The following is a 12,973-nucleotide window of genomic DNA, read 5'->3' on the forward strand; positions in this document are numbered from 1 at the left end:
GCCGAACAACTGCGCGCCACCGCGCAGAAGCACAACATCACTTTGTTCATGCTGCTGCTCGGCGCCTTCAACGCGCTGCTGCACCGCTACACCGGGCAGACCGACATCCGCGTCGGCGTGCCCATCGCCAACCGCAACCGCGGTGAAACCGAAGGCCTGATCGGCTTCTTCGTCAACACCCAGGTGCTGCGCACCCAACTGGACGGCCAGACCCGCGTCAGTGACCTGTTCAGCCGCATCAAGGAAACCGCGCTCGGCGCCCAGGCGCATCAGGATTTGCCGTTCGAGCGTCTGGTCGAAGCGCTGAAACTGGAACGCAGCCTCAGCCATACGCCGCTGTTCCAGGTGATGTACAACCACCAGCCGCAAGTCGCCGACATCAGCACGGTGACCACGGCCTCGGGCCTGGAATTGGGCATGATCGACTGGCAGGGCCGCACGACGCAGTTCGACCTGACGCTGGATACCTGGGAAAAGGCCGGCAAACTGCACGCGGCGCTGACCTACGCCAACGACCTGTTCGACGCCGCGACCATCGCGCGCATGGCCCGGCACTGGACGCGCCTGTTGCAGGCGATGGTCGCCGATGCCACCCAGCGTGTCGGCGAATTGCCGCTGCTGGACGCGGCCGAGCAGCAGACGCTGGTCCACGACTGGAACGCCACGGCGCAGGACTATCCGCGCGAGCAATGCCTGCATCGGTTGATCGAAGCTCAGGCAACGCGCAGCCCCGAAGCGACGGCGCTGGTGTTCGGCGAGCAAACGTTGAGCTATGCGCAACTGGACGCCAGGGCCAATCAACTGGCGCAGCTGTTGCGCGAGCACGGCGTCGGCGCGGATGTGCTGGTGGGGATTGCCGTTGAGCGCTCGATTGAAATGGTCGTCGGCCTGCTGGCGATTCTCAAGGCAGGTGGCGCCTATGTGCCGCTGGACCCGGAATATCCGCAGGAACGCCTGGCGTACATGATCGAAGACAGCGCGATTGCGCTGTTGCTGACCCAGACTTCGCTGTTGCAGCGCTTGCCGACGGCCGGCGTGGCGGTCATCACCCTTGATCAGCCGGCCGATTGGCTGGATCGCTACAGCGTCGAACGCCTGCCGGTGGCGCTGCACAGCCAGAACCTGGCGTATGTGATTTACACCTCCGGCTCCACCGGCAAACCCAAAGGTGCCGGCAACAGCCACGCGGCGCTGGTCAACCGTTTGTGCTGGATGCAGCAAGCCTATGGCCTGGATGACAGCGACGCGGTGTTGCAGAAAACCCCGTTCAGTTTCGACGTGTCGGTGTGGGAGTTTTTCTGGCCGCTGATGACCGGCGCCCGCCTGGTGGTGGCGGCGCCGGGTGAGCACCGCGAGCCGGCGCGCTTGATCGAAACCATCGAGCGCCACCGCATCAGCACGTTGCACTTTGTGCCGTCGATGCTCCAGGCATTCATCCATGAGCCGGGCGTGCAAGCCTGCACCAGCCTCAAGCGGATCGTCTGCAGTGGTGAAGCATTGCCGCTGGATGCGCAATTGCAAGTGTTCGCCAAACTGCCGAACGCCGGTTTGTATAACTTGTACGGCCCGACCGAAGCCGCCATCGACGTTACTCACTGGACCTGCGTCGATGAAGGCGCCGACAGCGTGCCGATCGGCCAGCCGATTGCCAACCTGCGCACCCACGTGCTGGATGCCCAGATGCTGCCGGTGCCGGCGGGTGTCGCCGGTGAGTTGTACCTCGGTGGCGCCGGTCTGGCGCGCAGTTACCATCGTCGTCCGGGGCTGACCGCCGAGCGTTTTGTGCCGTGCCCGTTCCATGACGGTGCGCGCCTGTACCGCACCGGCGACCGCGTACGCCAACGCGCCGACGGGGTTATCGAATACCTCGGGCGTCTCGATCACCAAGTCAAACTGCGCGGTTTGCGCATCGAGTTGGGCGAGATTGAAACCCGCCTGATGCAGCACCCGCTGGTGCGTGAGGCGGTGGTGCTGGTGCAGGGCGGCAAACATCTGGTCGGCTATCTGGTGCTCGACGACGCTGAACCGGATGCACAATGGCCGCAAACGTTGAAAGCCTGGCTGCTCGGCAGTCTGCCGGAATACATGGTGCCGACGCACCTGATGCCGCTGGTCAAACTGCCGGTGACGGCCAACGGCAAACTTGATCGCAAGGCCTTACCCGAGCCGGAAGCAGCGGTGCAGCAAGCCTTTGTCGAACCGCAGGACGCGCTGCAAAAAGCCCTCGCGGCGATCTGGCAGGACGTGCTCGGTGTCGCGCGTATTGGCCTGGAGGACAACTTCTTCGAATTGGGCGGCGACTCGATCATTTCGATCCAGGTCGTCAGCCGTGCGCGTCAGGCCGGCATCCGCCTCAGCCCGCGCGACTTGTTCCAGTATCAAACCGTGCGCAGCCTGGCGCTGGTGGCGACGGTCGCGGAGCAGAGCAGCATCGATCAAGGCCCGGCCAGCGGCAACGTGCTGCTGACGCCGGTGCAGGAATATTTCTTTGCGCAACCGATGAACGCACGCGGCCACTGGAACCAGTCGTTGCTGCTGGCACCACGCGAACCGCTGCAAGCCGAGTGGCTGCAAACCGCGTTGACGCGTTTGTGCAATCACCACGATGCGCTGCGCCTGCGTTTCGTCGAAAGCGCGCAAGGCTGGCAGCAACACTATGCTGGCGAAGTGCGCGAATGTGCACTTTGGCAGCGTCAGGCCGACAGCGAGGCCGCGCTGCTCGCGTTGTGCAACGAAGCCCAGCGCAGCCTCGATCTGACTGACGGTCCGCTGCTGCGAGCGATGTTGGTGACCCTGGCGAATGGCGCGCAACGGCTGTTGCTGGTGATCCATCACCTGGCCGTCGATGGCGTGTCGTGGCGGCTGTTGCTCGAAGATTTGCAGCAGGCTTACACGCAGCTGCAAAGTGGCGGCGCGATTGTCCTGCCGAGCAAAACCAGCACCTATCAAGCCTGGGCCGAACGCTTGCAGCAGCACGCGCCAATGCTCAACGAAGAAATGGTTTATTGGCAGCAGCAAACCAGCGAACAGCAACTGCCGCGTGATCGCGCCGACGGTCGTCTGGACAACCGCTTCGGGGAGAAAATCGAGTGGCGGCTGGACCGTGAACTGACCCGCCAACTGCTGCAAAGCGCACCGGCGGCATACCGCACGCAAGTCAACGACTTGCTGTTGACGGCGCTGGCGCGGGTGCTCTGGCAATGGAGCGCTCAACCGGCGGCGCTGATTCAACTCGAAGGTCATGGTCGCGAAGATCTGTTTGATGAACTCGACCTGACCCGCACCGTGGGCTGGTTCACCAGCCTGTTCCCGGTGCGCCTGCAACCGGCGGCGACGCTGGCGGATTCGATCAAAACGGTCAAGGAACAACTGCGCGCCGTACCGGGCAAAGGCCTGGGTTACGGCGTGTTGCGCCACCTCGGCGAACCGGCGCAGCGCGAGCAACTCGCGGCACTGACGCCGCCACGGATCACCTTCAATTACCTCGGGCAGTTTGATCGTCAGTTCGACCAAGCATCACTGTTTGTGCCGTCCACCGAGGGCAGCGGCCAGGCTCAGGACCCAAACGCGCCGCTGGCTAACTGGTTGACCGTGGAAGGCCAGGTCTATGGCGGCGAACTGGCAATGAGCTGGGGTTTCAGCCACGAGATGTTTGACCGGGCGACGGTGCAGCAACTGGCTGACAACTTCGGCGCCGAGCTGCGCGAGCTGATCGAACACTGCAGCACGCTGCCGGCGCCACACGCGACGCCGTCGGACTTCCCGTTGGCGCGCATCAGCCAGGCGCAAATCGATGCGCTGCCGGTGCACGTCGGGCTGCTCGACGACCTTTACCCGCTGTCACCGATGCAACAGGGCTTGCTGTTCCACACGCTGTACGAGCAAGCGGCGGGCGAGTACGTCAACCAGTTGCGCGTCGATGTGCAAGGGCTGGATCCCGAGCGTTTCCGCGCGGCGTGGCAGTCCACCGTCGATGCCCAAGACATCCTGCGCAGCGGTTTTGTCTGGCAGGGCGAGCTCGAAGAACCACTGCAGATCGTGCATAAACAGGTGCAATTGCCGTTTACCACGCTGGACTGGTGCAGCCGTGACGATCAGGTCGCCGCCCTCGATACTCTGGCCGATGCCGAACGCCAACAAGGTTTTGACCTGACCCAGGCGCCGTTGCTGCGCCTGGTGCTGGTGCAAACCGCTGTCGATAGCTGGCACCTGATTTACACCCATCACCACATTTTGATGGATGGCTGGAGCAACTCGCAGTTGCTTGGCGAAGTCTTGCAGCGCTATCGCGGGCGCGCTCCAGCGGCTGCGGCCGGGCGTTATCGCGATTACATCGGTTGGCTGCAACGTCAGGACGCGCAGTTGAGCGAGAACTTCTGGGCCGAGCAACTGGCGCCCCTGCAAGAGCCGACGCGGCTGGCGCGCGTGGTCAGCGACAATCAAAGCCAAAGCGGTCATGGCGATCATTATCAGACGTTGCCGGCCAGCCAGACGCAAGCGCTCGAAGCGTTTGCCCGACAGCAGAAAGTCACCCTCAACACCTTGGTGCAAGCCGCTTGGCTGCTGTTGTTGCAGCGTTACACCGGTCACCAGACGGTCGCGTTCGGCGCGACGGTGGCGGGGCGTCCGGCGGACTTGCCGGGCATCGAGCAGCAAGTCGGGCTGTTCATCAACACCTTGCCGGTGATCGGCACGCCACGTCCGGACCAGAGCGTGGCGGCCTGGCTGCAAACGGTGCAGGCGCAAAACCTCAGCCTGCGCGAGTTCGAACACACGCCTTTGGCAGATATTCAGCGTTGGGCCGGGCAGGGTGGCGAGGCCTTGTTCGACAACATTCTGGTGTTCGAGAACTACCCGATTGCCGAGGCGCTGCAACAAGGCGCGGAGCAAGGCGTGGTGTTCGGTGAAGTCACCAGCCTCGAACAGACGCACTTCCCGTTGAGCGTCGCCGTGACCCTCGGCCAGACTCTGGCGCTGCATTACAGCTTCGACCGCGCGCATTTCTGCGCGGCGGTGATCGAACGCATCAGCGCGCAGTTGCTGCAATTGCTCGAACAATTTGCCGAATCGGCGCAACGCAACCTCGGCGAAATTGCCTTGGCGAGTGCGCAGGAATTGGCCGTGCAACTGGCCAACAATCACCCCCAGCCGTATCCGCTGGACCTCGCGGTACACCAGCGCATCGGCCAATGGGCGGCCGAGGCCCCGGAGCGCACTGCGGTGATTTTTGCCGGGGAACATTTCAGCTATGGCGAGATCGACCGCCGCGCCAATCAACTGGCTCACGCACTGATCGCCCGTGGCGTCGGCGCCGAAACCCGGGTCGGCGTGGCGTTGCCGCGCAGCGAAGGGGTGATCGTCGCGCTGCTGGCAGTGCTCAAGGCCGGTGGCGCCTATGTGCCGCTGGACACCAGCTACCCGCGTGAACGCCTGGCGTATCTGATGCAGGACTCGGGGCTGGCGCTGTTGCTGAGCGATTCGCGCGTGTCGGCGCAACTGCCGCTGGACGGCGCGACCCCGGTGCTGGAACTCGACCGCCTCGACCTCAGTGGCCAACCCGATACCGCGCCAACCGTGGCGCTCGATCCGCACAACCTCGCTTACGTGATTTACACCTCCGGTTCGACCGGTAACCCGAAAGGCGTCAGCGTCGCCCACGGCCCATTGGCGATGCATTGCCAGGCGATTGGCGAGCGCTACGAAATGCGCGCCAGCGACTGCGAATTCCACTTCATGTCGTTTGCTTTCGACGGCGCCCACGAGCGCTGGCTGACCAGCCTGACTCACGGCGCCTCGCTGCTGATTCGCGATGACAGCCTGTGGACCCCGGAACAGACTTACAACGCCATGCGCGAGCACGGCGTCACCGTGGTCGCATTTCCGCCGGTGTACCTGCAGCAACTGGCCGAACACGCCGAGCGCGAAGGCAACCCGCCGAAAGTGCGGATCTATTGCTTCGGTGGCGACGCCGTGCCGGCCGCCAGTTTCGAGCGGGTCAAGCGCGCCCTCGACCCGGATTACATCATCAACGGTTACGGCCCGACCGAAACCGTGGTCACGCCGCTGATCTGGAAGGCCGGTCGCGCCGAGCCGTGTGGCGCCGCGTACGCGCCAATCGGCAGCCGCATCGGCGACCGCAGCGCCTATGTGCTCGACGCCGACCTCAACCTGTTGCCGCAAGGCATGGCGGGCGAGTTGTACCTCGGCGGCACGGGCCTGGCCCGCGGTTACCTGAACCGTCCGGGGCTGACCGCAGAACGCTTTGTGGCCGACCCGTTCAGCAACGTCGGTGGCCTGCTGTACCGCACCGGCGACCTGGTGCGTCAGCGCGCCGATGGCACTTTCGACTATCTGGATCGCATCGATAACCAAGTGAAAATCCGTGGTTTCCGCATCGAACTCGGCGAGATCGAAGCGCGCCTGCAAGCGCTGGATGGCGTGCGCGAAGCGGTGGTGGTTGCCCAGGAAGGCACCGCCGGCAGCGGCAAACGTCTGGTCGCCTATGTGGTCAGCGATGCGCAAAATGTCGCTCGCGCCGATTTTGCCGAGAGCCTGCGCGAGCAACTGAAAAGCGCCTTGCCGGCGCACATGGTGCCGGCCTATTTGCTGCTGCTCGAACGCCTGCCGCTGACCCCCAACGGCAAACTCGACCGCAAGAACTTGCCGAAACCCGACGTCAGTCAGTTGCAGCAAGCCTACGTCGCGCCACAAAGTGCGCTGGAGCAGCAACTGGCGACGATTTGGCAGGACGTGCTGAAACTCGATCAGGTCGGCTTGAGCGATAACTTCTTCGAGCTCGGCGGCGATTCGATTATCTCGATCCAAGTGGTCAGCCGCGCGCGTCAGGCCGGCATCCGTTTCACCCCCAAAGATTTGTTCCAGCACCAGACCATTCAGGCCTTGGCCAGCGTCGCGCGACGCGGCGAACAAGCGCTGCTGATCGATCAAGGCCCGGTGACCGGCGAACTGCCGCTGCTGCCGGTGCAGCAGGTGTTCTTCGGGCAAAACATCCCTGAGCGCCAGCACTGGAATCAGGCGGTCATGCTCAAACCGACGCAACACCTTGACGCTGCGGTGCTGGAACGTGCAGTGGGCGCGCTGGTGGCGCATCACGATGGGTTGCGTCTGAGTTTCGTCGAGCAGGCCGAGGGCTGGCAGGCGCACTACCGCGCAGTCGAGCCACACGGCGACGCATTGGTCTGGGCGGTCGATGTCGCCGACGCGACCGGGCTGGAAGTCGTGGCCAATGAAGCGCAACGCAGCCTCAACCTGCAAGACGGGCCGCTGGTGCGTGCGGTGTTGGCGAACCTCGACGATGGCAGCCAGCGGTTGCTGCTGGCGATCCACCATTTGGTGGTCGACGGCGTGTCGTGGCGGATCCTGTTTGACGACCTGCAAAGCGCTTATCGGCAGCTGCTCGCCGATGAACCGCTGCAATTGCCGGGCAAAACCAGTGCGGCAAAAGTCTGGGCCGAACACCTGCAAACCTATGCGCGCAGTGCGCCGTTGCAACAGGAACTGGCCTACTGGCAACAACAGTTGCAAGGCGCCGAGGTCGCGTTGCCGGCGGACAACGCCGAGGGCGGGCAGCAGAACCGCCACGCCTTGACCGGGCGCACGCGTTTGAACAAAGACCTGACCCGGCAACTGCTGCAAGACGCTCCGGCGGCGTATCGCACCCAGGTCAACGACCTGCTCCTGACTGCATTGGCCCGCGTCATGGTGCGCTGGACCGGCGCCGAGAGCACGTTGATCCAGCTCGAAGGGCATGGCCGCGAAGAGCTGTTCGACGGCGTGGACCTGACCCGCACTGTCGGTTGGTTCACCAGCGTCTACCCGGCGAAACTGACGCCGCTGGCCGACCTCGGCGGTTCGCTGAAGCAGATCAAGGAACAACTGCGCGCGATCCCCAACAAGGGCATCGGCTTTGGTGCGCTGGCGCATCTGGGTGACGCCGCCGCGCGCCAGGCCTTGGGACAACTGCCGGTGCCGCGCCTGACCTTCAACTACCTCGGTCAGTTCGACGGCAGCTTCACCGAGAGCGACGGCGCGTTGTTCGTGCCGTCCAGCGAAGCGGCCGGTGATGAACTGCACGCCGAGGCGCCACTGCCCAACCATCTGGCACTCAACGGTCAGGTATATGGCGGTGAATTGAATCTGGGCTGGACCTTCAGTCGCGAGATGTTCAACGAGGCAACCATTCAACAGTTGGCCGACGATTACGCGCAGGAACTGCAAGCGCTGATCAGCCATTGCTGCGAGGCCGGGCAACATGGTGTGACGCCATCAGACTTCCCGTTGGCACGCTTGAGCCAGGCGCAACTGGACCACTTGCCGCTGGCGCCGCAGTTGATCGAAGACGTCTATCCACTGTCGCCGATGCAGCAAGGCATGCTGTTCCACGCGGTGTACGAAGAAGCCACCGGCGACTACATCAACCAGATGCGTCTGGACGTCGAAGGGCTCGACCCCGAGCGCTTCCATCAGGCCTGGCAAGCGGCGGTGGATGCCCACGATATTCTGCGCACGCGCTTCGTCTGGCAGGGTGAACTGGACGCGCCGGTGCAGGTGGTCAGCAAACACGCGCAGATGCCGTACAGCTTGCATGACCTGCGCGCCGAGCCGCAGCAGCAACAGGCGTTGCAAACCCTCGCGGACATCGAGCGCCAGCGCCTCGATCTGCACGCGTCGACCTTGTTGCGCCTGGTGCTGGTGCGCATCGACGACAACCGTCATCACCTGATCTACACCAACCACCACATCCTCATGGACGGCTGGAGCAACTCGCAATTGCTCGGCGAAGTGCTGCAGCGTTACAGCGGCCAATTTCAGCCGGTGCACGCTGGGCGCTATCGCGATTACATTGACTGGCTGCAACGTCAGGACGCCGCCGCCAGCGAAGCCTTCTGGCTGCCGGCACTGCGCAGCCTCGAGCAACCGACGCGTCTGGCGCAAGCCATGGCCCGCCCGGCGGACGCCGACGATCAAGGTTATGCCGATCACTTTCAGGTGCTGGATGCCGAGCAGACCTTGCGATTGAGCGAGTTCGCCCGCGCCTCGAAAGTCACGGTCAACACGCTGGTGCAAGCCGCATGGCTGCTGTTGCTGCAACGCTACACCGGCAAAGACACCGTGGCGTTCGGCGCGACGGTCGCCGGGCGGCCGGCTGACTTGCCGGGTGTCGAGCAACAGATCGGCCTGTTCATCAACACCTTGCCGGTGATCGCCACGCCGCGTGCGCAGCAGTCGCTCGGCAGTTGGTTGCAAGCGGTGCAGGCGCAGAACCTGGCGCTGCGCGAGTTCGAACACACGGCGTTGTTCGACATCCAGCGCTGGGCCGGGCAGGGCGGTGAAGCCTTGTTCGACAGCATCATGGTGTTCGAGAACTACCCGATTTCCCAGGCGCTGGAACAGGGCGCCCCGGACGGGTTGCGCTTTGGCGCGGTGGCCAACCATGAACAGACCAATTACCCGTTGACCGTGCTGGTCAGCCTGGACCGTCAATTGACGGTGCACATGAGCTATCAGCGCGGCAGTTTTGCCGCGGCGACCATCGAGCAACTGGCGGCGCATCTGCAGCATCTGCTGAGCCAGATGACCGCCGCCGAGCGTTGCCTGGATGAACTGCAATTGCTCGACGCAAACGAGCAGCAGCAAGTGCTGCTGGCGTGGAATCCGACGGGTCAGGGGTTTGCTCAGGACCTGTGCGTGCACCAGTTGATCGAGCAGCAAGTGGCAGCGCAACCGCACGCATTGGCGGTGACCTTCGCCGCGCAACAATTGACCTACGCCGAACTCGACGCGCGGGCCAATCGTCTGGCGCACAAGTTGATCGAGCTGGGGGTCGGCCCGGAAGTGCGGGTCGGCGTGGCCATGCAGCGTTCCGCCAGTTTGTTGGTCGCCCTGCTCGCGGTGCTCAAGGCCGGTGGCGCCTACGTGCCGCTGGACCCGCAATACCCGGCCGAGCGAGTTGCCTACATGCTCGAAGACAGCGCCGCGCGGGTGCTGCTCAGCGAGCAGGCCGTCGCCGCGACGCTGGCCGTCGGCGCCGACACGCAGCTGCTGTTGATCGATCAGCTCGACCCGCAACTGGCGGCGTATCCGCACACCGCACCGGTTACCGGCGTCACTGCGGACAACCTGGCGTACGTGATCTACACCTCCGGTTCCACCGGCAAACCGAAAGGCGTGGCGATCGCCCATCGCAACGTGCTGGCGCTGATCGACTGGTCGCAGACGGTCTACAGCCGCGACGACATCCAAGGCGTGCTGGCCTCGACCTCGGTGTGCTTCGACCTGTCGGTGTGGGAGCTGTTCGTCACGTTGGCCAACGGCGGCTCGCTGATCATCGCCCACAATGCGCTGGAACTGCCGCAATTGCCGGCGCGCGATCAAGTGCGCCTGATCAACACCGTGCCTTCGGCGATCAATGCGCTGCACAGTGCCGGGCAGATACCCGAAAGCGTGCGCATCATCAACCTCGCCGGCGAACCGCTCAAGCAATCGCTGGTGGATGCGCTCTACGAGCAGGCGAGCATCGAGCAGGTTTTCGACCTGTACGGCCCGTCCGAAGACACCACCTATTCGACCTGGACCCGGCGCGAGGCGGGCGGCAGCGCGAATATCGGCCGAGCGCTGCAACACACCGCCAGTTACCTGCTCGATGGCGACCTGCAACCGGTGCCGGTGGGCGTTAGCGCCGAGCTGTACCTGGCGGGCGCCGGCATCACGCGCGGTTATCTGGCACGACCGGGCATGACCGCCGAGAGGTTTGTGCCGAACCCGTTCGCCAGCAACGGCGAGCGTCTGTATCGCACTGGCGACCTGTGCCGTTATCGGGCCGACGGCGTGCTCGAATATCGCGGGCGCATCGACCACCAAGTGAAGATTCGCGGTTTCCGCATCGAGCTGAGTGAAATCGAAGCGCGCCTGCTGCAACAGGACGCGGTCAGCGAAGTCGCGGTCCTCGCGTTGCAAGCACAGGGCGGTCAGCAACTGGTGGCCTACGTGGTCGCCACGCAACTGGCGCTGGACGATGCCGAGGCGCAACGCGATTTGCGCGAGGCACTCAAAGCGCGCCTGAAGCAAAGCCTGCCCGAGTACATGGTGCCGGCCCACGTGCTGTTTATCGCGCAACTGCCGTTGACGCCCAACGGCAAACTCGACCGCAAGGCGCTGCCAGCGCCGGATGCCAGCCAGTTGCAAGGCGGTTATGTCGCCCCGGTCAGCGAACTTGAGCGGCAGGTCGCGGCGATCTGGCAGCAAGTGCTGGACCTGGAGCGCGTCGGTTTGCATGACCACTTCTTCGAGCTCGGCGGCCACTCGCTGCTGGCGGTCAATGTGGTGTCGCGGCTGCAACTCGAACTGGGGCTGAAACTGACCCCGCAACTGCTGTTCCAGAACCCTGTACTGACAGATTTCGTCAGCCGTCTGGCCACCGCCGGTGAGCAGATCGATACGTTGAAACTGAGCAAGCTGGACGCCCTGCTTGACGAAATGGAGGAAGTTTGATGGATACCAATGTCGCTTTGAAGATCGCTCGGCGCTTCATTACTTTGCCGCTCGACAAGCGCAGGGTGTATCTGCAAAAGATGCTCGAAGAAGGCGTTTCGCCGGCCAACCTGCCGATCCCCGAAACGCAGTCGCAGTTCGATCCGGTGCCGCTGTCCTTTGCTCAGGAACGCCAGTGGTTTCTCTGGCAGATGGACCCCGACAGCGCCGCCTACAACATACCCAGCGCCATGCAGTTGCACGGCGAGCTTGACGTCACGGCGCTGGAGCGCGGCTTCAATGCGTTGATCGAGCGCCATCAGAGCTTGCGCACCACGTTCCAGCAACAGGACGACCGCGCGGTGCAGGTGATTCATCCGCACATGCCGCTGGCGATCAACGTGCACGAGCTCGACCGCAGCAGCACCGCGCTGGCGCAAGCGGCGCAGGTCGATGCGTTTGTTGCCGCGCAGGGCGCGCAACCCTTCGATCTGATCAACGGGCCGCTGCTGCGCGTGAGCCTGCTGCGCCTCGGCGCGCAGGATCATGTGTTGACGTTGACCCAGCACCACATCGCTTCGGATGGTTGGTCGATGCGGGTGATGATCGAGGAGCTGCTGCACCTCTATAGCGCTTACCGTCAGGGCCAGACTCCGGCACTGCCGGCGCTGTCGATCCAGTACGCCGACTATGGCATCTGGCAGCGGCACTGGATGGAGGCCGGCGAGCGCGAACGTCAGTTGGGTTACTGGCAAACTCAGTTGGGCAACGATCATCCGGTGCTTGAGTTGCCCGCCGATCATCCGCGCCCGGCCGTGCAAAGCCTGCGCGGGGCGCGGGTCGAACTGGCCTTGCCAACGTCGCTGGCCGACCAGTTGCGCGCCGTGGCCAAAGCTCAGGACGTGACGCTGTTCATGCTGTTGCTGGCGTCGTTCCAGACCTTGTTGCACCGTTACAGCGGTCAGGCCGACATTCGCGTCGGCGTGCCGACAGCCAACCGCAACCGCGTTGAAACCGAGCGGTTGGTCGGCTTCTTCGTCAACACCCAGGTGTTGCGTACCGAGTTCGACGCACAAGCGAGTTTCAGCACGCTGCTGTCGCAGGTAAAAACCACCGCGATGGCCGCTCAGGCGCACCAGGACTTGCCGTTCGAGCAATTGGTCGAAGCGTTGCAACCGGCACGCAGCCTCAGTTACAGCCCGCTGTTCCAGGTCATGTACAACCACCAGAGCAGCGGCACCACGCGCAATGCCCCGGCTGCCGATCCGGCGGCGCTGAGCATTCGCCACTTGCATCAACCGTCGCGCACCGCGCAGTTCGACCTGACCCTGGAAACCTTCGACGGTGCCGAAGGCCTGGGCGCGCAGTTGACCTACGCCACCGACCTGTTCGATCAGGGCACCATCGAGCGGCTGGCGCGGCACTGGCAAAACCTGCTGGTGAGCATCGTCGCCGACCCGCAACAACGCATCGGCGAACTGGC

2 protein-coding genes (1 of these 2 cut by a window edge) are annotated in these 12,973 nt (G+C 63.9%); both read left to right on the forward strand.

Annotation, left to right across the window (positions count from 1 at the left end; translation table 11 throughout):
- The coding region (locus BI292_RS22670; protein WP_101209245.1) for a non-ribosomal peptide synthetase at positions 1 to 11,511 on the forward strand (11,511 nt) is incomplete at its 5' end.
- Positions 11,511 to 12,973: the 5' portion of a non-ribosomal peptide synthetase gene (locus BI292_RS22675; RefSeq protein ID WP_101209246.1), read on the forward strand. It continues 12,115 nt past the right edge of the window; the window shows 1,463 of its 13,578 coding nt (coding positions 1–1,463); the start codon lies at positions 11,511 to 11,513; the stop codon falls past the right edge of the window. The genes BI292_RS22670 and BI292_RS22675, both read left to right, overlap by 1 nt.

This window comes from Pseudomonas sp. 43NM1, assembly GCF_002836905.1.
In the GTDB taxonomy this organism is placed as follows: Bacteria; Pseudomonadota; Gammaproteobacteria; order Pseudomonadales; family Pseudomonadaceae; genus Aquipseudomonas; species Aquipseudomonas prosekii.